Here is a 24,434-nt window from a genome sequence, read left to right on the forward strand (position 1 = left end):
TTACTTCCTATCTCTAGTAGTCGTGGGGACAACTCAGAGTTAAGAAGTAGCATGGGTAGTTCATGGCAGGCGGAGCCAACCATTCATAACCACGTCCATAGGACGTGGGTTTTCACGATGCACTAAAAAACTAGTTATAAATAAGAAAAATCGGAACTAATACAAACTGATCTCATCTACCTAGATTGGGGTTATCAGAGAAATTATTATGGACTCAATCACTCATATTTTCAGACAAAGTAATAGTACCAGCCCCCCAACTCAAGAACTCTCACGAGCTGTTACACTAAATGGTAGAAGAGTATCAATGCATTTACCTGAATCTCAATGTGCAGGAATACAATCCAGAATTAGTGATTCGGCATTACAGAATCAATCGGTCACTCCCGCTTCACTTCGACAAATATCTCTGAATACCCTCTGCCAGACAGTAGTGCAAACTCTGCCTGACGATCTTAAAGAACTGTTAAATACAGATTGTATGTTTAGTAATCCGCTGAAGGAGAAGAAAGTTCCTGATTCTAAATTTTTTAATCATATGATTGATCAGGGTGCAATAACTCCTGAAAACAGAGAGCCTATTGAGAATTCTTATAGAGAAGCACTACGACAGCAATATCTAGGGAATCTTCCTGAGGCCAACCGTCATAAAAAGTTAGGCCATCAACAGCTGCTAGCTGCTGTAATACAGGCAGGCCAGCCTGGTTTTGACGGGTTTATCCGGGCATTGAATGTAACTAACCAGGTGTTTCTGGCTAACGCACTACAACAAGCGGTACAAGGTGAGCCCTTTCCGGCGCTCCTGCCCTGCCAGAGAGTACTGCTAACTCTGCCTGACGAGCTTAAAGAGCTGCTAAATTCTACTGTTTTGACTGACTGTGAGAGTAGTGATCGTGAAACGACTGATGAGCACGAATGGCATATTGATCATTTATATCTTCAAGCAAAAGTACATCTATTTCATGAGAAAGCTATTGAGGCCAACCGTCTTAAAAAGATGGGTCATGAAAAGCTACTGGCTACTGTGATACAGGCAGGCCAGCGCGGGTTTGACGCGTTTATCCGAGCATTGAATGCAACTAACCAGGTGTTTCTGGCTAACGCGCTACAACAAGCGGTGAAAGGTGAGCCCTTTCCGACGCTCCTGCCCTGCCAGAGAGTACTGCTAACTCTACCTGACGAGCATAAAGATCTGCTAATCTATACGATTGCTTCTATCATTGATTTAATGTTTTATCAGGGTGTAATAACTGATGAAAACAGAAAATCAATAAGGTTTCATTATAGAGAAGCAATAATAAAGCAAAGTAAAGGGAAACATACTGAGGCCAAATTTTATAAAAAGCTGGGTCATGAACAGCTACTGGCTACTGTAATACAGGCAGGCCAGCCCGGGTTTGACGCGTTTATCTGGGCATTAAATGCAAATGAACAAGTGCTTCTGGCTAACGTACTACAACAAGCAGTAAAAGGTGAGCCCTTTCCGACGCTCCTGCCCTGCCAGAGAGTGCTGCTAACTTTCTCTGACATGCTGGAAGAACAGTTAAATCCTTCTTTTATATTTATTTTTCATATGCATTATCAGGGTTTGATAACTGATTTTTTCTACGAAATATATATTAAGCGCTTTTATAAACCGGCAGAAGAAGAGCAAGCTAGAGGGAACCTTCCTGAAGCCAAGAAAATTAAAAAGGCGGGCAATAAACAGCTACTATTTAATGTAACACAGGCAGGCCAGCTCGGGTTTGACGAGTTTATCCGTGCTTTGAATGTAACTAAACAATGGAATATTGCCAATCAGTTAACTGAACTCGTTCAGTTAGAAAAATATTCACCGAGCAGCCTCTTTAATCTATGTAATACTCAAATTCAGCGATGCTTAAATCCATTCGATAGCGATTTTAAATCAAAAGTTAATAAATTGCCTTTACCTCCACACCTAGAATCCATGATCATAAGCTCTAGCAGTTGATTTTCAGCCCCCTAAACAGGTTGCATCCGGTTGAGCGGAGCAGGCTGTTTAGGGCTAATCGCAATTTTACAAGTCCCTTTGCCATGTGCTTCTCGACGGGCATTCGTCAAACTTTAAAACTTCCAGAAAGGATTTTTCATCTCCAAGTTTAAAGCCTTTCCATAACCCGGAACAGTAACCTGTTTTTCAGTGAACTCCAGGTCAGAGCCATCCAGCACACCCTCACCAAACTGATAAATAGGGTTTGCTTCACCGGTCTGACAACGCTGTTCGTATTCATCCTGCTGACGAGAGACTGACTCGTTCTTCTGTTGCCATTGAGTCATGGTCTTTTCGCCATGACGGGCTTTCAGCATCTTTTGAGTTATTTCAGGGCTTAGCAGCAGTGCTGTTGCATTATTACCACCAAAGCCTTTGGCATTGATTAAAGCCAGATCCATCTGGTCGGCACCGACTTCGAGATGATTCATTAAAATATTCAGTTTTTCAGAGTGAACGTCCTCAGCCAGACCATGAATGGTTCTGATACCGGGAATAAAACCGTGCTTCCAGACACCAAGGGTCGCCATGATCTGGTCTCCACCCGCAGCCCCAATGGAGTGCCCCACATAACTCTTCACAGCAGCAACCGGCCAGTTTTCCATACCGAATACTTTTGCAGTTTCACTGAGAATCTGTGATTCAGTCACCCGGTTCTGTGGAGTTCCTGTACCATGGGCCTGGACAAAACTCCGGTAACGCAGGGCGTCATCCCCGGCAATTGCCCTACCCAGAGCAGCAGCCCGTGCAACAGTCAGATGATTACCGGCTCCTGGAGCAGAAATGGATTTTTTATAACCGTCCGCATTGATAAAGACATCCGCTACGGCCCCCAGGATTTCCGCGCCACACTCCAGAGCCAGCTCGTCATCCATCAAGACCAGAAACTGGCTGGATTCTGCAATCGTGAAGCCTGCATTATTACCAAAGGGTCGACAGGCCCTTCTCCAGTCTGGATTTTCAGAGTCCGAAAGCCCGTCCAGGCTTCGAAGGGCCGCATCAGTCGTCAAGGCTCCCATGGTGGAATAACCTTCCATGACTTCTGGGGTAATTGGTGCCTCACTGTTACCGACAATGACCAGACGCCGACGGCCACTGCGAATCTCAGAAGCTGCCTGTTCCAGGTTGTAAAGCATGGTTGCACAGGCCCCCATCCCGGTACCCGTACCGCCAAGGGAACCGAGGATATAGGCATTGATAAAATCCGCGGACATCTCAGCAAAGCCCAGTGGACATTGCTTGGAAGTCACCCGCTTACCCATCAGACGGGATTGCAGCATGCCACCATTGCCGTTGAAATCCAGCTGACTCATGGCACTGCCGGAATAGACAGCAATTTCTTCCGGGCTTAATTTCTGCTTGATCGCATTCCAGTCCATACCGGATGAATAAATAGAATCTGAAGCACCAAACACCGTCATTGTCAGTGATCTGGGGTGGTTTCGGGACTGGTATAGCTTTTCAGGAGCAAACCCGCTGGGGAGCTGGCCAGCGGCACTGACCAGTGATTCACGGGTAGCAGGAACCATTAACTGCTGGTTATCTTCAATTTTGACCTTAATTCGACCATCGTCCAGCTTCTCCAACTGCCATCCGGCTGGTAGAGGGTTAGGCAAACGACGGCCTTTGATAATAAATTCAGATCCAGCCTCAGCCTGAATAGCCTGATGAATGGGAATGGCCTTGTGATCAAACAGGTTGCTTTCCAACTGTCGAATCAACGTTCCAGACAGAATATCTTCCCGACCACTGCCTTCCGGCAGATTTCTCAGCGCTCGAAGCGCAGCAAGGGTTTCACGCTGCGACGGGTCATTCAGACATTCCAGCACCAAACGACGGTAACCATGAAAACCAGAGGTTCTTCCAGCTGGGCTGACCCCACCTTGAGCAACAATAACGGGTAATCTGGACAAACCACACTCCTGTATAACAACTGAATTACCTGCCGCTCAGCGTCTGAGCAGAGGTCAGGTGTTATGAATGCAAATTAAGAATCAAATGAAGTTGGCACTAGTTTAATGATTTCGTGATAAACTTAACCGGATGAAAAAGACACAAATACCGACAAAAAAGACATATAGCTGAACAATGTTTCAACAACCTCCTCCAATCGAGCTGAATCGTGTACTGATACCTATGGTAGAGCATATGATCAGTACCAGTGTGACATTACCGCTTGAGATGCTTGAAGCGGCAATGACATACACCCGACTGTCTGCAAATAAAAAAAGTATTGAGGTTCATTTCTGTGCCAGAACGCCAGCCCCCGTCACCACCACTGGCGGTCTGAGGCTGACACCCGACAGAACTTTTAAACAAAGCGGCTATGGCGATCTGATCCTGATTCCTGCACTCTGGAGAAATCCGATCCCGGTGGTCAGGAAGCACCCTGAAATCATTGACTGGTTAAAGCGCCAATACGATTCTGGTGCTGTTTTTGCAGCTGCAGGTACCGGGGTGGCCTTTATGGCAGAAACGGGGCTTCTGGATGAAAAACCAGCAACAACTCATTGGTTTTACATGGAAAAACTGCAACGCTTTTTTCCTGATATTGAGTTCAAGCCGAACCACCTGATCACACGGGCAGGTCGTATTTATTGTGCTGGCAGTGTCAACTCGGTAGCTGACCTTATGGTGCACATGATTGGCGTTGCCCTTGGAGAGTCAATCGCTCAGAAGGTTGAGCAGCAGTTCTCTCATGAAATCAGAAAACCCTTCAAAGATACCCATTTTGCTGAAGATCATGCGACAGCGCACCAGGATGAAGTGATCGTCTCCCTGCAGGACTTTATTCATCATCATTTCGCCAGTGAAATTTCGCTTGATGAGCTTGGCAGACGGTCAGGTTTGAATTCCCGCACACTGAATCGCCGCTTTCAGCAGGCAACCGGTTCACCTCCAATGGAGTATGTCCGAAAAATCAGGCTTGATCAGGCCAGAGATCTATTAAAGAATACTAACTTGGGTATTGCAGAAATCGCCCTGCAGGTGGGGTATGCCGACGCCGACTATTTTTCCAGATTATTCAAGCGTCGCTACCAGCTCACGCCTTCTGAATTTCGCAGAAGCGTCCGGGGCAAACTGTTCTACCTGAATGACACCACAATGGAATGATTACATTAAACTCCGGAAACTTCCGGGGTATCGGAGACTCCCTCACATGTTCCTGAAAAAACACGCTCTGGCTGCAGGATTGTTTTCCCTCTGCCTTTCTTCCGTTAGCCTTGCTGCCTCCCCTCTTGGCATTTGGAAAACCATTGATGACAGCTCGGGTGAAGCAAAAAGTTATGTTACGATCGTCGAAGAGAATGGCAAACTCTCTGGTAAAGTAACCCAGATTCTCGACCCCGCCAAACAGGATAGCATTTGCGACCAGTGCAAAGGGGATCTTAAAGATCAGAAAATTCAGGGTATGACCATACTCTGGGGTATGGAAAAGCAGGGCAGCAAATATGACGATGGAAAAATCGTCGACCCTGAATCCGGGAAAATCTATAGTGCCAACATGAAAGTGCTGGAAGATGGTAAGAAACTGGAAGTCCGGGGTTATATAGGGTTCTCGCTGATTGGCCGTTCACAAACCTGGGAACGTGTTGAAGATTAATACATAATCCATTGAACTCATTAATAATTACAATCGTCTTTATTGTTGCAGCCGGTCTAACCACCGGCTCTATTCTCTTCTGGACCATACGCCTCGGCATTGGCCCTACTCCTACCTCTCGAAAGGTCAGGATGGCTATCATAGACATCCTTCCCAGTAACCTATCCGGAAACGTTATGGAGCTTGGATGTGGCTGGGGACACCTGATTCCAATGTTAAGAGAAAAATACCCTGACAATAAGATAGAGTTCTGGGAGCGCTCCCCAATACCTGCCACCTTTACTCGTGTCGTTTATGGAATTGATGTAAAGAGAAAAGACTTTTTTGATGCCAATTATAGTAATGCGGAACTTATAATTTGTTATTTATTTCCTGATGGCATGAAGCGCATTGAAACAGACATTATCCCCCAACTCCCCAAAGGTTGTTGGGTTCTCACCCACACATTCAGCCTTTCAGGCAGAAAACCGGTGCAAGTTATTAAGGCTGACGATCTGTATAAGACCCCGGTTTACCTGTATCAGATTCTCTGAAACAGTAGTCACTTCTCAGGCAAGATTAAAAACCGGTATTTGTTGCACCTTACCCTGCCAGCGGTAGATCTCCAACTCAGCAGGATCACAGGAAACACAGCCTTTCTTACAGGCCACAAAGCAGCCTGGTTGCTCGCAGCTCAACTGACCTTTCCTTAACCAGTGAGAGAGCATCCCTCTCATGGCCTCAGGTGTCGTATTAAATTTCACACTGAGATCAGCCAGAGAGCAAACTTTTTGCTGTTTCAAATAATCACGAATTTTAATCAGCATGGTCAGCTCCTGCCACTTCAGGTTTCAATTGACGGCCAAAAGAGCGAACAGTGCTTTTGGCCACTCTCTATGACTATGACGTCATTGTGGACTGACATCCATCCGCCCTTGCAGCACGCTTGCCCCTATACGCTTCATTAACGTAACAATGATAAACATGATCAGGGACAGGGATACCACCCACAGTAAAGCTTCTGCAGGTTGAGCGGCGGCCAGTGAAAGCTGGTAATAAATCGTCGAAACGGCATAACCCAGGAAGAAGGTCCAGCCAGCGATAAACATTGTCCACCCCAGACTGGTTTCCCGATAGATAGCACCCAGAGCTGCCACACAAGGGGTATACAGCAGAATCATCAGCAGATAGGCAATGACGGCTGCACTACTTGGGAATAAATCAGCCATAACAGAGAATGTTCCAACGGTGACTTCCTGCTCTTCTGCAACCGCATCAAGGTCTGTCAGGTCACCCACCTGAACACCCAGAGGGTCTGTCAACGTGCTACTCAAACCACTCAGGTTTGCAGGGATAGTCGCAATCGCTTCTTTAATACCCGCCATCAGATCAAAAGAAGCCTCTCCTTCTGGCTCAGGACTTTCAGATGCCGCAATGGCTCCGTACATTGAATCCAGAGTACCCACCACAGCCTCTTTGGCAAGAATACCGGTAAACAGGCCTACCGCTGCAGGCCAGTTTTCTTCCGTCATGCCCATTGGAGCAAAAACAGGTGTAATGGTTTGACCAATTTTACTAAGCATCGAGTTCTGGGTGTTCTGGTGACCAAATGAACCATCCGTACCGATCGCGTTCAGGGTATTCAAGACGACCACAACCATCACAATGGCCTTACCGGCACGAATAATAAAGGACTTCAAACGATCCCAGGTGCGCAGAAGAACCTGGGTGACTGATGGCAAATGGTAGTTAGGTAACTCCATAATAAAGGGTGAGCTATCACCACCGAGAACGCTCTGCTTTAGAATCAATCCGGTAAATATCGCAGCAAGAATACCCACCAGATACAGGATGAAGACCACATTCTGGCCTGACTCAGGGAAAAAGGCAGCAGCAAACAGGGCATATACTGGTAAACGGGCACCACAGGACATGAAGGGAGCCATAGAGATTGTCAACAGCCGGTCCTTTTCATTATCCAGTGTTCGAGCAGCCATGATTGCTGGAACGTTGCAGCCAAAACCCACCAGCATGGGAACAAATGCCTTGCCAGGAAGGCCCAGAAAACGCATCAGCCGGTCAATGACAAAAGCAGCCCTGGCCATGTACCCCGAATCTTCCAGTATGGAAAGGAACAGGAACAGGAAGGCAATTACCGGGATAAATGTCGATACCGTCTGGATACCACCACCCACACCATCAGCCAGTAAAGTCACTGCCCAGGCGGGGGCTCCAACAGAGTTCAGCCAATGACCCAGACCGTCCACCAGCAGAGTCCCGGTAAAGATATCGAAAAAGTCGATAAAGGCACTGCCGAAATTAATGGTGAACATGAACATCAGATACATGACACCAAGGAAAATGGGGAAGCCCAGTACCCGGTTCAGTACGACACGGTCAATGGATTCAGTTAACCGATGACTGGCAACACCTCTCTCACGAATCACGGTCTCCATGATGTGACCAACCACATCGTAACGTCGGCTGGCCAGAATAATATCCAGATCTTCCTCAAAGGCAGCTTCAATGACATGGCGCTGTTGAGTAGCCACATTAACCACTTGCCAGGTCAGGTCTGGTAGAGGAATACTGTCACCTTCCAGTAATTTCAGTGCATACCAGCGCTGGGAGAGCGGACTATCCAGACCAGCTGATTCTTCAAGGGTCGATTCAATAACACTAATGGCCTTTTCCAGTTGTTCACCTAGGTTCAATGGTGGAGCCACTGAAATACCATTGTTCAGGAAATCATTAATGTCTTTTAAAAAGGCTTTGATGTTGCTTGTCTTGCTGGCGACCAGCGGCAGCACTGGGCAGCCGAGCTCCTCAGAGAGCTTATCAATATCAATGTCCATGCCCTTTTCTCTGGCAACGTCCATCATATTGAGAACAACAATCACTGGAGCCCCCATATCCAGCAACTGGGTTGTCAGATATAAGTTTCTCTCGATGTTTGATGCATCAAGAATATTGATGATCAAATCTGCTTCACGTTTCAGGATATAATCACGGGCAACTTTTTCATCAAGAGAGACATCACTGTCAACAACATCAAGACAGTAGGTTCCAGGCAGATCGACGACTTCTATGGAACTATCTTCGAAAGTATAAAAACCGCTGCGTTTCTCGACCGTTACCCCAGGCCAGTTACCAACCCGCTGCCGGGCACCTGTTAACGCATTAAACAGCGTTGTTTTACCACAGTTAGGGTTCCCTACGATTGCAACAACATGCTTTTTCATACTCTGGCAACCTCAACAACTGCAGCTTCATCCTTTCGAATGGATAGCTGGAAGCCCCTGACTTCCAACTGTATTGGGTCCCCCAGGGGAGCAACACGACAAACCGTGAACTGGGTTCCGGGAGTCAGCCCCATTGCCAGCAATTTCCGCCGGTAGGCACTGCCAGCATCCAGAAAAGCCGTTACCCGGCCACACTCACCGGCTTTCAGCTCACCCAATGTCACCTTCATGTACTTCTCTCCACAGGCGTCATAAGTCGGTTTTGGAAGCACTTTCTCTACATTGCAGCTAGTGACTCTCAAAAAACGACCAAAATATTTGAACTCAAATCATGTGCCAGGGACAAAAGCCTATATTTTTGTAGGGTTTTTAGTATGAAATGGTTGGTGCCTGGCAAAATTTCAACTGATATGAATATATACGCAAATGAGAATGGTTACAATTTAGAACGGTGATAACTACTCTCGTTATTGACCAATGTCAATTCACGTCAGTCATACGTATATCAATGTAAACCGGTATCAAATTGATAAGAGCTGAAAAGATATGCAGTGTAGACCGACTGATTGTCAGAACAACCAATCAGTCGATTTATGAACAGATCAACGCCTGTCGAAAGGGAACTTTACGGAACGGATGGGTACATCGCACCAGACATAAACTGAAGTATCCGGTTAACCTGACAACTGTAACCAAACTCATTGTCATACCAGACATAAAGCACACAGCGTTTTCCATCAACGATAGTGGCTTGACCATCAACAACCCCTGCACGACGGCTACCCACAAAATCACTGGAAACCGCTTCGACAGATGTTACGTAGTCAATCTGTTTCTGAAGACTTGAATAAAGTGAGGTTTCCCTGAGAAAACTATTAAGTTCCTCAACTCTCGTTGCTTTGGTGAGGGAAAGGTTAAGGATTGCCAGTGACACATTAGGGGTCGGCACACGAATAGCGTTACCCGTCAACTTTCCCTCAAGCTCAGGCAAAGCCTTGGCAACTGCTTTAGCCGCGCCAGTTTCGGTAATCACCATATTCAGGGCAGCACTGCGTCCACGGCGCTCACCTTTGTGGTAATTATCAATCAGATTCTGATCATTGGTGTAAGAGTGAACAGTCTCAACATGACCATGTTCAACGCCAAACTCATCATTAATTGCTTTCAGAACAGGAGTGATCGCGTTAGTAGTACAGGAGGCAGCGGAAAGAATCTGATCCTCTGGCTCAATATCTTTATGATTTACACCATAAACAATATTCTTGATATCCCCTTTACCGGGTGCTGTCAGCAGGACTCTGGATACCCCCTTTGACTGCAAATGAAGGCCCAGCCCCTCTTTATCACGCCATTTCCCGGTATTGTCGACGACCACAGCATTGTTAATGCCATAGTGAGTGTAATCAATGGAATCCGGGGAATTCGAATAAATGACCTGAATGGCCACACCATTGGCATAGATGACTTTATTCTCTTCATCAACAGAAATCGTGCCCTGGAAAGAACCATGGACAGAGTCACGACGCAAAAGGCTCGCGCGTTTCTGAAGATCATTGTCTGCACCGCCAGGCCTGACAACGACGGCTCTCAGATTAAGGCCAGATCCACTACCTGCACGCTCAACCAGGATTCTGGCCATCAAACGGCCAATCCGGCCAAAGCCATACAATACAACATCCTGACCGGGCCCCAGAGTCTGTTTATGACCATTGGTCACTGATGCTACTTTTTCGGTCACATACTCTTCCAGAGACCGCCCCTCACCCTCAGACCGATAACCCACAGCCAGCTTGCCGATATCAATACGGGATGCCCCCAGATCAAGACCTGACAGAACTTCCAGTACAGGGTAAGTCTCGCGGACAGAAAGACCATTATCCTCAATCTGACGAACAAACTTGTGTGCTTTTAGGAGATTAATAACGGAGCGGTTAATGACAGGGCGCCCAAATACAGACGTGACAACATTGTGATTTCTATACAGCCGGCCAATCAGTGGGATCATTGACTCAGCCAGTGCTTCACGCTCTTTCCAGTCCTGAAAACGGTCTGCTACCACGATAAATTCCCGTTTATTATTTATATTTCAAATACAGCCCCTTCATTGGGACTTATGTTTCGACGCTATTATCCTTATTGAAGGTGCCTGAGGCAACAAAGATTATCAAACCTTAACATCAATGATATTAACGCACTTAATTTTCTCCCTTTTCAGTCATTTCAGCATGCGAATACTGGGAGAAAAGGATCACAAACGCTACAATCCACCTCTTATATCTGTAGGTGTACAAATATCCGTAGCCACTTTCCTTGAATCTTTATGAGCGCAGACAACCATAAACAAAGAATGCAGGAAAAGTCATAATGGACATTGTCACTGATGCAGGATCTTTAAGTTTTACTCGTCAGTTTGATAATACTACTGGCCGGGAGACTACCGTGAATAAGCTGAAATTACGCTCTTTCCGGGTATCTTCCCTGCATTTGGGGTAATCAGGAGGACCTTCAGGATTTTCATGTTTCAACACACTATCCCTCTGCCAACTCACCCCGGCGACAAACTTCAGTGGGGAAATCTCTCTAAAGCTGGACCTGCCTTTGCCATTTCCTGTGCGGCGGTAACGGATAACCATCCGCTGATGATTATCACTCCAGACAGTTCATCAGCAAACCGACTGGAAGAAGAGCTCACCTTCTTTCTTGCTGAAGAAGAACACATAGATGTTCAGCAAATGCCGGACTGGGAAATATTGCCATACGATACATTCTCACCCCATCAGGATATTATTTCCCAGCGACTTTCAACGCTCTACCACCTTCCCTCCGCAGACAAACGTGACAGAAAAAAAATCCTGATTGTGTCAGTCACTACACTGTTACACCGTTTATGTCCGAAAAACTATCTTCTGGGCAGCTGTCTGTCTTTGCAACCGGGAACCCGGTTTATCATTGATGAACGCAGAAGTCAGTTTGAACAGGCCGGATACCGCTGTGTTGATTCAGTGATGGAACATGGTGAGTTTGCTATTCGTGGCTCAATTGTTGACATTTTTCCCATGGGGGCAGACACGCCCTATCGGGTTGACCTCTTTGATGATGAGATAGAGTCACTGAGAACTTTTGATCCTGAAACTCAACGCTCAATTGAAACGGTTGAGGAAATACAACTGTTACCAGGACACGAGTTCCCGCTGGATAAGCAAGGGATAGAGTTATTTCGAAGTAACTTTCGGGAATCCTTCGACGTAAACTATCGCGAATGCCCAATTTACCAAGACATCAGCAAGGGGATTGCAAGCCCAGGCATTGAGTACTACCTGCCTCTATTTTTCAAAGAGACTTCAACGCTTTTCGACTATCTACCAGAAAACACCCGCATACTGGTTTACGATACCATGGGGTCTTCTCTCGACCACTTTTATTCGGACGTTAATTCCCGTTATGAAAACCGGCGCGTTGATCCCCAAAGGCCAATCCTCCCGCCTTCCAGAGTTTTGATGCCTTCTGAGGAGTTATACAGCAAACTAAATGACTTCCCCAGAGTCACATTGTTTGAACAGCCGGTTTCACCTAAGGCCGGCCGGTTTAACTTAAACCGCGAAGAGTTGCCGGAACTGACCATTAATGCCCGGCTTGAGCACCCACTGGCACACCTTAAAACCTTCATTGACAGCATCAATCACGTGCTTCTTGTCGCAGAAAGTGCCGGACGGCGAGAAGTACTACTGGAGCTGCTGAGCCAAAATCATATAACCCCTGACCTATGTGATAACTGGCCCGAATTTCTCAAAGAAAAGCCCGCTCTGGCTGTCAGTACTGGACTACTGGACAACGGACTTTATTTACCTGATGAGCAGATTGCTGTTATCCCGGAAGCCCTTTTGCTAGGTCAGAGAGTGCAGCAGACAAGGCGGCGGAAGACTGAAGATGAACAGAGTGCTGATCAGGTTATTCGCAACCTTACAGAACTGAGAATCGGAGCCCCCGTCGTTCATATTGACCACGGGGTTGGAAGATACCGGGGACTGGAAACACTGGCAGTGGATGGCCAGACCACTGAGTTTCTTACACTGGAATATGCCAACGAAGCCAAACTCTATGTACCTGTCGCTTCTCTTCATCTGATTTCCCGATACACTGGTGCTGATGATGAGCTTGCCCCGCTCCACCGCTTGGGCAGTGAACAATGGAGCAAGGTGCGTCGCAAGGCCGCAGAGAAAGCAAGGGATGTTGCTGTTGAACTGCTGGACATCTACGCCCGAAGAGAAGCACGAAAAGGATTTCCATTCACAGCACCTGAGCAAAACTATCTGGCCTTTGCAGCAGCCTTTCCGTTTGAAGAAACACCTGACCAGCAGCAGACGATTGCCGCAGTCATTCGAGATATGTGCGCGCCAAAGCCAATGGACCGCCTTGTTTGTGGCGATGTTGGTTTTGGAAAAACGGAAGTTGCCATGCGTGCTGCATTCCTGGCTGCTCAGAGTGGAAAACAGGTGGCCATTCTTGTGCCGACTACCCTTTTGGCACAGCAACACTATGAAAGCTTTCGGGATCGCTTTGCCGACTGGCCGGTTGAAATTGATGTTATTTCACGATTCAAGTCTCAAAAATCGGTGGATCAATTAAAAGAACGCCTTACTGAGGGCAAACTGGATATCATCATTGGTACCCACAAGATTCTTCAAGGAGACCTTACATTTAAAGACCTTGGTCTGCTTATTATTGATGAAGAGCATCGCTTTGGGGTCCGCCATAAAGAAAAACTTAAATCATTGAGGTCCGAGGTTGATATACTGACGCTGACTGCAACCCCCATACCAAGAACGCTCAATATGGCGATGTCCGGTATTCGCGACCTTTCGATTATCGCAACACCACCAGCACGGCGACTATCTGTAAAAACCTTTGTACGACAATATGACCAACCTCTGGTAAAAGAAGCGATCCTCAGGGAACTCCTTCGTGGTGGACAGGTGTATTATCTTCATAATCAGGTTGAATCTATTGAGAAAGTAGCCAGTGAACTCCAGGAGCTGATTCCAGAAGCTCGGGTCATCACAGGTCATGGCCAAATGCGGGAACGTCAGCTTGAGCAGGTGATGTCGGATTTTTACCACAAGCGTTACAACGTTCTGGTCTGCACAACCATTATTGAAACCGGCATCGATATTCCTAACTCTAATACCATTATCATTAACAGAGCTGACAAGTTTGGACTGGCACAGCTTCATCAGCTTAGAGGCAGGGTTGGGAGATCACACCACCAGGCCTATGCTTACCTGTTAACACCATCACCAAAAGCTATGACTTCTGATGCCGTGAAACGGCTTGAAGCCATTTCAGAGGCTCAAACTCTGGGTGCCGGATTCATGCTGGCCTCGAACGACCTTGAGATCAGGGGAGCAGGCGAACTCCTGGGTGAGGGTCAAAGTGGCCAGATACAAAGTGTCGGTTTTTCTCTTTATACAGAGATGCTTGAGCGTGCCGTTTCTGCGATCCGTAATGGCGAAACCCCTAATCCGGACCAACCTTTGAACCATGGCACAGAAGTGAACTTACGGCTTCCAGCCCTTTTACCCGAAGACTATATTCATGATGTCCATAGCCGTTTGATTCTCTATAAGAGAATTGCTGCAGCTGAAAATGAGGAAAAGTTGAAAAACCTTCAGGTTGAGCTGATCGACAGGTTTGGCCTTTTGCCCGACCCCGCCAAAAATCTGTTCCGTCAGATGAAGTTAAAACTCTATGCCCAGAAACTGGGAATCAAGAAACTCGACGCCAGTAGCAAAGAAGCAAGAGTTGAGTTTGAAGAACAGCCCAGCGTCGACCCAATGCTGATTATTAACCTTATCCAGTCAAGCCCTCAGCAGTTCAGGCTGGAAGGAAGCAGCATCTTAAAGTACATTGACACTATGGAAACTCCGGAGCAGAGGTTTAAGGCAACAGAAACCCTTCTAGGCAGGCTTGCTGGTTAACGGTTATGAATATCAGTAAACACCTGATTGGTTCACAGGCAGCACAGCGCTGCAGCAATAATGTCATACCCCCCTCTGATTCTGGATTGGGAGATCCAAGGATATTCTGCATGAAAAAACTTCAGCTTATCGCATTGTCGGTAGCACTACTTTTTAATTTACCGCTTTCTGCTTCACAGAAAGCGAGTAACGGAGAACCTGGTAATTCTTGGTATCAGGTGGATCTCGTGGTTTTTCGTTACCTCAATAATGACAGTGGTGAGGTCTGGCCGGTAGTAGCCGGTTACAGAGCTCCTGGAAACGCCATCAAACTGCAAACTCATTCTGCAGACCTTAACGATAGCAGCCCCCTTTTTGAAATAGTTGAGCCTGACAACCAGCTGTCCGGTCATTTTGACATTATGCGTGATGCTTACATCGCGCTGCCAGCCAAGGAAAGAATGCTGAACAATCAGGTTGCAGCTCTTGAGAAAAGTCGAAACTATCAGGTGATTACGCAAAAAGCATGGCGAATGCCCGTAAGTTCTTCATCAGGCAAGCAGCCAATTGAAATCCGTGCAGCTATCAGTGGACAGGACAGCCTGTTGCTGGATGGAACGATCAGCGTTAGTGAAGAGCGATTTCTGCATGTTGATATTGATCTGTGGCTGAATAAATTAAGTCCGGAATCACTTTACCCTGCACTTTCCAGGAAGAAACACACGTACGAACAAAAAACATCCGACGTTCTTGCTTCTTCTCATATAGGATCTGATAACCTGGTTAGACTGCATAATGGTTCTCCACCTTTGCGCATAACCGATAACTTTCAAATAAAGCAGCGAAGAAGGATCCGAAATTTAAAGGAGGTACAATACATAGACAGCCCTGAAATTGGAGTCATTTTCAAACTTACGCCCTATGATCGCCCTGACGCTCTGGTGGAAACAGGCATGACTATTTCGGAAAAAAGCAGCTGAGGTTGTTACGAATGAGTAAGCAGACTAACTTCTGATCTGCTTACTCATTATAAAACAATTTTTATCACCAACCGTTTGATACTCAACTTTATCCATTAAACTCTGGACAATTGACAACCCTCTACCACTGCATAGCCATGCAGCAGGGTCGTCAGGATCGACTGAAAAATCCCTGCTCCCCAGTTTACCCTGATCCATTGGCTTACCCCAATCACTGATGGTTAGCATCAAGGATGCTTTCAAAAGACTAACCCCAACCTCAACCTTATGCCCCTTTTCATTACCATAAGCGTGTTCAATTGCATTATTAACAATCTCAACAACACATAGCTCCACACGATTAACCTCAACCGGAGACAATGTTGTCATCGCACAAAGGCCTCGGACAGCCATGGCAATGAGAGTTGTATTTGCCAGCTCGCTGTCTATTTCAAGCCTGACAGCCTGACCATTTTCGTCCGTCATGATTACTTCTCCTTAATGGCCTCGGTCACTGTAGGGAGAATGGTAAACAGCTTATCCATAGAGGTAAGACTAAAAAGATCCATTACTGCAGGCTGAGCGCCAGCAAGCTTCATTGAACCTGACCCGGCCATTTTTTTCAGCGCTGCGACCAATGCACCAAGTCCACTACTGTCCATAAAGCGCACCTGGGACAAATCAATAACCATGCTATCGGAGCCATTATCGATCTGATCAAAAAGGTAAACCCTTAGAGGCTCTGATATAGAAGCATCAAGCCGAGTTTCATCGATAGATACGATGGTATACCCAGCGTCACTTTTAGATTCAAATGGCATGTCGCTCTCCTTGCGTCATAAATATTCTATAATTGATAGAGCAGCAGAAACCTATTTATGGCCGCCACTCCAATACCAGATAAGTTACATCATCCTCAAAAACATCAGCTCCAGTCCAGTTAATAATGCCCTGCTCAACTCGGCTGATCATGTCTTCAATTGAGTTATCAAAAGCATCTTCCAAAGAAGATATCAGTCGCTCTTCACCAAACATTTCACCTGTCTTGCTTTCACACTCTGTTACCCCATCGGAGTAAAGAAACAGTCTGTCACCGGGTTGAAGCTGAATGGTGACATTTTCATAACTCATACCTGGCATCATACCTACCGGCACTCCACCACAGGTAATTTTTTCAACAGATTTTGAGCCGCTTTTAAGCCACAGTGATGAGGGGTGACCAGCCTGCGACAGCGTAACTGAACCGGTTCGGCTGTTAATTACCCCATAGGCTATGGTGAAGTAGAGCATCGCCTCAGGTTTCGCCTGAAACTGCTCATTCAAACTCACCAACACTTCATCCGGTTCTTTTATACGATAGAAAGGTGGCTCGCTGAATGACTCCTTAACCAGGGACCCCCCTCCGTCCTCACGAAGAATATTATTCAATGAAAAAGAAAACAGTGCAGACGGAATACCATGACCCGCTACGTCTAGCTGATAAAAACCAAGTGTTTCTCCATCAAGCGCCTGATAACCAAACATATCCCCGCCAAGAATGCGGCTTGGCTTGAAATACCAGTTAAAATCAACATTCTGAATTTTGGCTGGCTCAGAGAGCAGACGCGCCTGCGTTTCTGCCGCTGACTCCAGGTCTTTTTCTATCGTATGTATTTTATGTTCCAGAGCCGCTTTTAATTCGATGATTCGAATGCCAGCATTAAGCCTCGCACCAAGCTCGTCAAAATCGACAGGCTTATTGATAAAATCATCAGCACCACGGTTAATACCTTCCACCATGGCCTCACGATCCGAGTTACCCGTTAGCAGCATGAAATAGACATAATACCCAATATGACTCTTACGGATCGCCTCACAAAGCTCGATACCATCCATATTTGGCATCATCCAGTCGCTGATTACGATCCGGATATCAGGATGGCTTTCCAGAACATTCAGTGCTTCATACCCGTCTGATGCTTCAAAGACACGGTGCCCCTTCTTTTTTAAAACCACAGAAAGAATCATTCTCTGGTCGCGAGCATCTTCAACAATCAGTATATCCATTAGTTTTGTTATCTATCTTCATTAGATTGAATATAGCCACTATGTTATCGACCCATCTGAAAGAATCCTTCGAGTTGGATAAGCAAATGATGCCCCCTCCTCATCAACAACCGCTGCAACCAAAAGCAAAATAGATTCCTGAGCCTTTAAAAAGCCAACACGATCAGTTCTAGTAATATGAACCCGAACTTGGCATAAAAGGGCTGAATCATCATAACGAATGAATACGGCATAATGAGGCTCACGACTGTCAACCTCGGGAATCTGTTGAACAAGATCATCTATTCGGCTGAGAATACGGGAAATTTTTCCAATATCCTCATAACGCAGAGAAAAGTTTTCAATCATTCGGCGATTTCTCATCCGGGTGGCATTCTCGACAACTATCCCGGTAAAGATTGAGTTTGGAACATAAATAGGACGTCTATCAAAAGTTCTTATTTTTGTGAGACGCCATCCAACCTTTTCGACGTGTCCTTCAATTGACCGGTCTGGAGAGCGAATCCAGTCACCCTCAGTGAAAGGGCGATCCAACATCAGCATTAATCCACCAAAAAAATTTGCCAGCCAGTCCTTGGCAGCAAGACCAAGAATGATACCGCCAATACCACCAAAGGCCAAAAGTGTTGAAAGGCTATACCCGAAGACCTGGGCAAGACTCAAAAGTGTTGAAACAACGATAATCAACTGCACTGAGCGGGCAATAACTGAAGGCGATAAGCGTTCGCGCCACCGCTCTCCCATGGAATCCAGCACCCCTTCCATATTCATGCTGGCTTCCCATATGAGCCACGCGGGATATATGGTCAGAATTAGCTTATGAATCAGATGGAGCGTTTCATTGACACCCGACCGCTCCAGCCCCGGCCAGTAATGAGCAGAATAAAGAGCGAACAACACCCAGGGCAGCGTCAGCAAGGGTCTGCGCAGAATACTGGTAGTCAGACGCCAGCCCCCCCTTTCCTCGCAATTTGCCAGCCACTTTATTCCATAAAACGAGGCCACAGCCATTAAAAAGGCAATAATCAAATGAGAATAGAACGAAATAAATTCGGGGGTCATGATCGAGATCATTCAGCGATTTCAGTTGGTTATTTTTATAAATTGTAGCCAGTTTGTTAATATCCTCTTTCAAGAATTCCCTCAAATATAACAAACAGCAGCAATTTTCATTATCAACCAATTGAAATAGCTAGATTTTCACAGCCTCAAGGGCTGGAGTCCCTGTGCGCTCCTGAGCATCCGTTACCCCCTCCTCCAGATCACCAGAAGACAAATCCAGAGTACGGGTAGGGAAGGCAATGTCTGCCTCATGACCATGGATAATGCTGATGGTCTCAAGTAACACTTTTTCTTGAATCAGAAGATATGCCGCCCAGTCAGTGGTTTTTGTGAAACAGTAAATCTGACAATCAAGGCTTGATGCACCAAAACTGATAAAATTAACCATAATAATCTTATCCTGATCAATACCATCATGACGCCTCAGGTAGCTGCGGACATCTTCAAGAATCAAATTAACTTTATCGCTGTCTCGATACCTTAATCCAAAGACCTGTTTGATGCGTCGATTTTGCATTCGGGAGGGATTTTCTACAGAAATATTCATAAATGTAGAGTTCGGAACATAGAGAGGACGCCTTGCAAAAGTCAGAATACGAGTCTGTCTCCAACCTACATACTCTACGGTGCCCTCTATTTTTTTATCTGGAGAGCTAATCCAGTCTCCTACGCGAAATGGTTTATCGACATAGATCATCCAGCCACCAAAGAAGTTAGCCAGCATGTCTTTGGCTGCAAAACCCACAGCAAGCCCACCCACCCCACCAAAAGCAAGAATACCCGAAAGGCTGTAACCCAAGGCCTGCATGGCAACCAGAACACCAGTAATGATGACAGCAACTCTCATCAGGCGACCCAAGGCAATAACCGAGGTCTGATCAAGCTTCTTCTTGCGGTCAACCTGCAGGTAGCGATGCTCCAGAGCCTTGATAAAAGAGATAAAAACCCAGCAGAAAAGAACAATGACCAATAGATCCCGAAAACTGAGCAGGCGCTCAAACAGGCTGTTTCCGGTACCTTCCCATATTTCTTCTGCTGACCAGCTTAACCCGGCAACCCAGATAAACAGATAAACTGGCTTCTGCCCCGCCGAAAGCAGTGCGTCATCCCAGAAATTCTGAGTGGATTCCGCTTTAGTCATGAGCTTGCCAAAAAGCTTACCGACAAGATAACGGATAAAAGCTGTCAGCAAGACTGCTATCACTGCCAGCGTCAGCCAATCAGGGATATTGGCTGTAGTAAGGGATGAAAAGTCCATGGTTACACCACAACGCTTAACCAAAATATGTAAAAAGTACTGGAAGGAAAGAGTAAAGGCGCACTGGATCTATAACTATAAACCAGTATGTCAGCATAGAGAGAACGTTACCTGAAATAACCTTATAGTGATGCCCATGGGTAGCGATACAAAAGAAGAAAGATCAAACTTCGCCAAAAGCGTTGGCCAGCATTTTACGTACTTTCTGGTAGCGCTCTGACCTTTCAAGGGACGCCCAGTCAGTGTATGAGTCTGGCATCAAATCATCAGGACCAACTCCCTGTAAACCAGAGCCATCCATTTCATCAAGTACATCAAGAACCCCCTGACGATTACAGATAATGAGAAGATCACACCCTGCATCCAGGGCTGCTCTTGCCCTGGCAGGGTAGCTACCAGTTTTCGCTGCCCCTTCCATTGACAGGCAGTCGCTGACAACAAGTCCCTCAAATGCCAGTTGATTTCTTAATACCCCTTTCAGCCATTCTGGTGAATATCCGACCGGATACTGCTCTATAGCGGGAAACAGAATATGGGCCGGCATTAATGCCTCAACCCCCTTTCGAATCACGACCCGGAAAGGCTCCATATCAGACTGCCAGATCTCATCGAAAGTACGATCATCCAGAGGAAGGCTCACATGGGAATCAGTATCTACATTTCCATGCCCTGGAAAGTGCTTGATAACCACGGACATCCCCGCTTCATGAACTCCATCAACCCATAATGAGGCCAGTTGAATCACCTGCTCAGCCGTGCGCCCAAACGCGCGATCCCCAACAACAGACGTTTTGCCATGATCAATATCCAACACAGGCCCAAGACAAAGATCTACCCCACAGGCCAGCAGCTCACATGCCATCAGCCAGCCTGCCTCATAAGCCATATGATACTGTTGACCCGGGTCAAATGAGCCATATGCCTGTGCCGGAGGCAAACGGGTAAACCCATCCTTAAAACGTTGAACGCGCCCACCTTCCTGATCAACACAAATTAAAAGATCCTGGCGAACGTCCCGAATAGAGCTGACCAGTGCAATTAACTGATCTCGACTCTGATAGTTCCTGGAAAAAAGGACAACACCCGCAACACTGGGCAGGGACAGCAGCTGGTTTTCTTCAGAGGTAAGCTGTAGCCCCTTGATATCTATCAAAAGCACACCACAGTTCAGGCCAGATTGCACTAATATATCCTCTGGAAACAAAAAAATGTCTCAGCTAAGCAGTATATTGATCCTGGTACCCGGATCTACGCGGTCAAACAGATCAATTATGTCTAGCCCATGCATACGGATACATCCCCGTGAACCAGGCTCTCCCATCACTGCAGTTTCAGGTGAGCCGTGGATATATATATAGCGACGCATGGTATCAACATTACCAAACCGGTTATGCCCAGGCTCCAGCCCGCTTAGCCATAAAATTCTGGTTAATATCCAGTCCTTTCTTCCAGGGTATTGCTTTCGAAGCTCTGGCGAATAAATCTCACCCGTAAAGCGACGCCCCACAAATACAGAATTAACAGGTAAACCCGCACCAATTTTAGCTCGGATAACATGAAGTCCAAGAGGCGTTTGCCAGCTCCCTTCCTTCTGCCCGGTTCCTTTGCTGGCTGTGGAGATTGAATAAACACGGCGCTTGCCGTTCTTCTCGTGAAGCACCATCTCCTGACTGGCAATATGAACAGTAAGATGCATTGGTAAATTAAGCTCTCTTATCGTTAAGTGATCCGTCAGGTATGTGCCCTGAGACCTGCAGCCATAAAAGGAACCATCTTCCTCATGATATCTTCCAGCTCACTCTTGACCCCATAATCGCTTTCCGCGATAGCCCTCAGCGCATCAGCCCCTGAAAGAGTAAAAACAGCAGAACCCAGTATAAAATAAACTCTCCAGAACAGGTCATTCATTGGTAAATCAGGACACGCCTTTACCAGCAACTGAAGATAGGCTTGGAACACTTCCCCATAAACTTCCCGCAAATATTTCTTCAGATGCCCCTGACCCTGTGTGTATGCTAATCCAATCAATCTCATACAAACAGGAAGGTCTTCGGGACTGCGGGGCTTAACCGCCATGATCTGATCAACCAGCAAATGAAGTATGTCTTCAAGATCAATGGCATCGTTATTATCCTGATATCTAACAAGAGCCTTTGAAAGATTACTGACAAAAGGGTCAAGAAAACGGGAAAAGACAGCTTGAATAAGGGACTTTTTCGAGCCGAAGTGATAATTAACAGCGGCCAGATTAACACCCGCTTTACTGGTGATTGAACGCAGCGAGGTCTCTGCAAACCCATGCTCAGCAAATAACTTCTCTGCAGCGTCCAGAATCCTGTCTACTGTCGCTGACTGTGACATGCCTGTAAAACCTCCACTGTAAACATTTGTTTAAAACTAACGTTTGCCAACTGAAACATCAAGTTTGATTAATAGGATATGGTAGTTGCAGCTTACAAAATACTGTATATAATTACATGTACTGTATAAAAACACAGATCAAATTATGTATAAATTGACCAAGCGCCAAAGTGAGATTCTCGAACTGATCAAGTCTCATATAGAAGAGACCGGCTTCCCTCCTACTCGTGCAGAAATTGCACAGACATTCGGTTTCCGGTCGCCCAATGCTGCAGAGGAACATCTCAGAGCCCTTGCACGCAAGGGCGCCATTGAGATTACCCCTGGAACCTCAAGAGGTATTCGAGTGCCCGGCACTGAATATTCCGGTCTGCCTATTGTAGGACAGGTTGCTGCAGGAAGTCCCATTCTTGCTCAGGAACATATTGAAGACCACCTGTCCATCAATCCTGGATTCTTTTCACCCAAAGCAGACTTCATGCTTCGTGTAAAAGGGATGAGCATGAAGAATATCGGCATCCTTGACGGTGATCTTCTGGCAGTTCATAAGACATCAACGGCATCAAATGGCCAGATCGTCGTTGCCAGAATTGAAGACGAAGTTACGGTCAAACGTTTTGAACAAGTTAAGAACAGAGTTTACCTTCATCCGGAAAACGAAGCATTCCAGACCATTGAAGTAGATCTCAGGGTTGATAGCTTTGCTATCGAAGGACTCAGTGTGGGGGTTATCAGGAACTAGAACCTTAACCTGACGATCTCTGATGTAGAGGACCTGACATGCAAGCATTAACATCATCATCCAGTCAGAACGGCAACGCCCCCTTCATGGACAGTGAACCTGTCAGCTCTATTGATGAGCTGATTCTCTCAGGCCCACCCTGGCAGTCAGGACGCTTCCTGAAGTCTGTTCTGAATGAATTGGCTAACGATCAGGATCAGCGCTGGCTTACTCTGATACTCTCCAGTGAACAGGCAAAGAATACGATAAACTGGCTGAAGTCGTCTGGAATCAGCAGGCATCGCCTCCAGGTTCTCAACCCTTCTGCACAGGCTGACCCTCTGAAACTTACTCAAAAGGCTCTGGCCTCAGGTACCAGTCATACAGTAGTCAGCTGGATCAAGCAGATGGATAGCATCACACTCTCTGAACTCGAGACCGCCGCCCGCTCAGGTCGCTGTCAGGGACTGGCAATCAGAAACAGAGGATAACTTGAGGGTTTTAATGAAGAACCCGATTTTCAGGGATATATTCTCCAGCGTCAGCTTCTGTTTTACGTCCCACTTCTTCTATGCAGGCATCCAGCATAGCCTTGGCAACCTCTACTTGATCTCCCTGGAGAAAATCGAGCAACTCCTGGGAGAACGACATAGTAACCAGAGGCTCAGCGTTCTCCTCATCACTACGACGCAATACGATTTCACCGGAAGGTAATTCAACAATTTCAAGAAACGACGCTGACATAAATAGTGACACCGGAATTTTATGGTTTGCAATGAGGCATTGTGCATTAGCCTTTAACGGCTTTCAAGCTATCAGCCCTTCTCGAGAGCTGAATATTACTGACAATAAATAAACCTGAAGCCCTTTGGAACCTACCACTCAAGACTGAAGTTCCGACTGTAAGTAACCAGTTCCTTCAATGACTCAAGCACAGAGAGAAACCCTTCAGACTGATCAAACCGAACACTATTTGCATTGAACAGGGGAATTTCATTTCGGTCAACACTTTTGCGCTGTATAGGCATTGAGCAGTCCTGATGGCTTTTTAATAATGCCGACAACCAGGAATCATGTTGTTCAAGACGCTCAATATACTGTAATTCAGTAGAGGGAATGTAATTTAAATTGTGTAAACGCTTGTCGTTAATACTCCAAAATGGAGAATAACAATGAGCGTTGAAATCAACGAAAAACTGGTAGATCAAATAGCCAGTCAGATTAAAACTCAGGATGA

24 protein-coding genes are annotated in these 24,434 nt (G+C 46.3%); 9 read left to right on the forward strand and 15 right to left on the reverse strand.

Going from position 1 to position 24,434, the window contains the following annotated elements:
• Positions 1-208: 208 nt before the first annotated feature.
• On the forward strand, positions 209-1,972 hold the full coding sequence (locus AK963_RS12900) for a hypothetical protein (RefSeq protein ID WP_139117389.1): 1,764 nt from the start codon (positions 209-211) through the stop codon (positions 1,970-1,972).
• 113 nt (positions 1,973-2,085) lie between these two features.
• Here AK963_RS12900 and AK963_RS12905 read toward each other — a convergent pair whose 3' ends face one another.
• Positions 2,086-3,924, reverse strand: a complete 1,839-nt coding sequence (locus AK963_RS12905) for a beta-ketoacyl synthase (protein ID WP_066015868.1) — start codon at positions 3,922-3,924, stop codon at positions 2,086-2,088.
• A 175-nt stretch (positions 3,925-4,099) separates the two neighbouring features.
• Between AK963_RS12905 and AK963_RS12910 the strand changes: the two genes are divergently transcribed.
• The 3 genes from AK963_RS12910 (at position 4,100) to AK963_RS12920 (ending at position 6,148) form a co-directional block, all read left to right on the forward strand.
• Complete coding sequence (locus AK963_RS12910; protein WP_083232622.1) at positions 4,100-5,125, forward strand: GlxA family transcriptional regulator; 1,026 nt, start codon at positions 4,100-4,102, stop codon at positions 5,123-5,125.
• A 46-nt stretch (positions 5,126-5,171) separates the two neighbouring features.
• Positions 5,172-5,615 carry a DUF2147 domain-containing protein gene (locus AK963_RS12915; protein WP_066015869.1) on the forward strand — a complete coding sequence of 148 codons (444 nt, stop codon included), beginning with the start codon at positions 5,172-5,174 and terminating at the stop codon, positions 5,613-5,615.
• A gap of 131 nt (positions 5,616-5,746) precedes the next feature.
• Entirely contained in the window at positions 5,747-6,148 is a 402-nt protein-coding gene (locus AK963_RS12920) for a methyltransferase (protein ID WP_139117390.1), read from the forward strand.
• A 15-nt stretch (positions 6,149-6,163) separates the two neighbouring features.
• Here the strand turns inward: AK963_RS12920 and AK963_RS12925 are convergent, their stop codons facing one another.
• The 4 genes from AK963_RS12925 to AK963_RS12940 form a co-directional block, all read right to left on the reverse strand.
• Positions 6,164-6,421, reverse strand: coding sequence for a FeoC-like transcriptional regulator (locus AK963_RS12925; RefSeq protein ID WP_066015870.1), 258 nt, complete (start codon positions 6,419-6,421; stop codon positions 6,164-6,166).
• A gap of 81 nt (positions 6,422-6,502) precedes the next feature.
• Positions 6,503-8,836: a Fe(2+) transporter permease subunit FeoB gene (gene feoB, locus AK963_RS12930; RefSeq protein ID WP_066015871.1), complete on the reverse strand. Its 2,334-nt coding sequence runs from the start codon at positions 8,834-8,836 to the stop codon at positions 6,503-6,505.
• Complete coding sequence (locus tag AK963_RS12935) at positions 8,833-9,066, reverse strand: FeoA family protein (RefSeq protein ID WP_066015872.1); 234 nt, start codon at positions 9,064-9,066, stop codon at positions 8,833-8,835. Before AK963_RS12935 ends, feoB begins: the two co-directional genes overlap by 4 nt.
• Before the next feature lie 395 nt (positions 9,067-9,461).
• The gene (locus tag AK963_RS12940; RefSeq protein WP_139117391.1) at positions 9,462-10,895 is read right to left on the reverse strand and encodes a glyceraldehyde-3-phosphate dehydrogenase; all 1,434 of its coding nucleotides are present in this window, start codon (positions 10,893-10,895) and stop codon (positions 9,462-9,464) included.
• A gap of 305 nt (positions 10,896-11,200) precedes the next feature.
• Here AK963_RS12940 and AK963_RS36620 point away from each other — a divergent pair, with 305 nt between their 5' ends.
• The 3 genes from AK963_RS36620 to AK963_RS12950 all read left to right on the forward strand — a co-directional run bounded on the left by AK963_RS36620 (position 11,201) and on the right by AK963_RS12950 (position 15,770).
• The gene (locus tag AK963_RS36620) at positions 11,201-11,329 is read left to right on the forward strand and encodes a hypothetical protein (RefSeq protein WP_274520517.1); all 129 of its coding nucleotides are present in this window, start codon (positions 11,201-11,203) and stop codon (positions 11,327-11,329) included.
• A gap of 23 nt (positions 11,330-11,352) precedes the next feature.
• Positions 11,353-14,811, forward strand: coding sequence for a transcription-repair coupling factor (mfd, locus tag AK963_RS12945; protein WP_066015874.1), 3,459 nt, complete (start codon positions 11,353-11,355; stop codon positions 14,809-14,811).
• 110 nt (positions 14,812-14,921) lie between these two features.
• Positions 14,922-15,770, forward strand: coding sequence for a CsiV family protein (locus tag AK963_RS12950; protein ID WP_175404511.1), 849 nt, complete (start codon positions 14,922-14,924; stop codon positions 15,768-15,770).
• Positions 15,771-15,794: 24 nt separating this feature from the next.
• Here the strand turns inward: AK963_RS12950 and AK963_RS12955 are convergent, their stop codons facing one another.
• From AK963_RS12955 to AK963_RS12990, 8 genes are all read right to left on the reverse strand, one after another.
• Positions 15,795-16,235 (reverse strand): ATP-binding protein, encoded by a 441-nt coding sequence (locus AK963_RS12955; RefSeq protein WP_066015876.1) that lies wholly within the window; start codon positions 16,233-16,235, stop codon positions 15,795-15,797.
• Positions 16,236-16,237: 2 nt separating this feature from the next.
• Positions 16,238-16,570: an STAS domain-containing protein gene (locus tag AK963_RS12960; protein WP_066015877.1), complete on the reverse strand. Its 333-nt coding sequence runs from the start codon at positions 16,568-16,570 to the stop codon at positions 16,238-16,240.
• Between the two features lie 55 nt (positions 16,571-16,625).
• A complete protein-coding gene (locus tag AK963_RS12965; RefSeq protein WP_066015878.1) occupies positions 16,626-17,795 on the reverse strand; it encodes a PP2C family protein-serine/threonine phosphatase in 1,170 nt (389 codons plus the stop codon).
• 39 nt (positions 17,796-17,834) lie between these two features.
• Complete coding sequence (locus AK963_RS12970; RefSeq protein WP_202969766.1) at positions 17,835-18,560, reverse strand: mechanosensitive ion channel family protein; 726 nt, start codon at positions 18,558-18,560, stop codon at positions 17,835-17,837.
• A 427-nt stretch (positions 18,561-18,987) separates the two neighbouring features.
• Positions 18,988-20,115, reverse strand: coding sequence for a mechanosensitive ion channel family protein (locus AK963_RS12975; protein ID WP_083232624.1), 1,128 nt, complete (start codon positions 20,113-20,115; stop codon positions 18,988-18,990).
• Positions 20,116-20,278: 163 nt separating this feature from the next.
• On the reverse strand, positions 20,279-21,298 hold the full coding sequence (gene nagZ / locus AK963_RS12980; RefSeq protein ID WP_175404512.1) for a beta-N-acetylhexosaminidase: 1,020 nt from the start codon (positions 21,296-21,298) through the stop codon (positions 20,279-20,281).
• Positions 21,299-21,328: 30 nt separating this feature from the next.
• Positions 21,329-21,811, reverse strand: a complete 483-nt coding sequence (locus tag AK963_RS12985) for a L,D-transpeptidase (protein WP_066015880.1) — start codon at positions 21,809-21,811, stop codon at positions 21,329-21,331.
• Positions 21,812-21,846: 35 nt separating this feature from the next.
• Positions 21,847-22,476 (reverse strand): TetR/AcrR family transcriptional regulator, encoded by a 630-nt coding sequence (locus AK963_RS12990; protein WP_066015881.1) that lies wholly within the window; start codon positions 22,474-22,476, stop codon positions 21,847-21,849.
• 145 nt (positions 22,477-22,621) lie between these two features.
• Here AK963_RS12990 and lexA point away from each other — a divergent pair, with 145 nt between their 5' ends.
• The gene (gene lexA, locus AK963_RS12995) at positions 22,622-23,218 is read left to right on the forward strand and encodes a transcriptional repressor LexA (RefSeq protein ID WP_066015882.1); all 597 of its coding nucleotides are present in this window, start codon (positions 22,622-22,624) and stop codon (positions 23,216-23,218) included.
• 38 nt (positions 23,219-23,256) lie between these two features.
• On the forward strand, positions 23,257-23,688 hold the full coding sequence (locus tag AK963_RS13000) for a hypothetical protein (protein WP_066015883.1): 432 nt from the start codon (positions 23,257-23,259) through the stop codon (positions 23,686-23,688).
• A gap of 10 nt (positions 23,689-23,698) precedes the next feature.
• Here AK963_RS13000 and AK963_RS13005 read toward each other — a convergent pair whose 3' ends face one another.
• Together AK963_RS13005 and AK963_RS33250 are read right to left on the reverse strand one after the other, a co-directional pair.
• Positions 23,699-23,941 carry a hypothetical protein gene (locus AK963_RS13005; protein WP_066015884.1) on the reverse strand — a complete coding sequence of 81 codons (243 nt, stop codon included), beginning with the start codon at positions 23,939-23,941 and terminating at the stop codon, positions 23,699-23,701.
• 131 nt (positions 23,942-24,072) lie between these two features.
• The coding region (locus AK963_RS33250) for a hypothetical protein (RefSeq protein ID WP_175404513.1) at positions 24,073-24,434 on the reverse strand (362 nt) is incomplete at its 5' end.

Origin of the sequence: Endozoicomonas atrinae (assembly GCF_001647025.1) — a bacterium.
GTDB classification, from domain to species: Bacteria; Pseudomonadota; Gammaproteobacteria; order Pseudomonadales; family Endozoicomonadaceae; genus Endozoicomonas; species Endozoicomonas atrinae.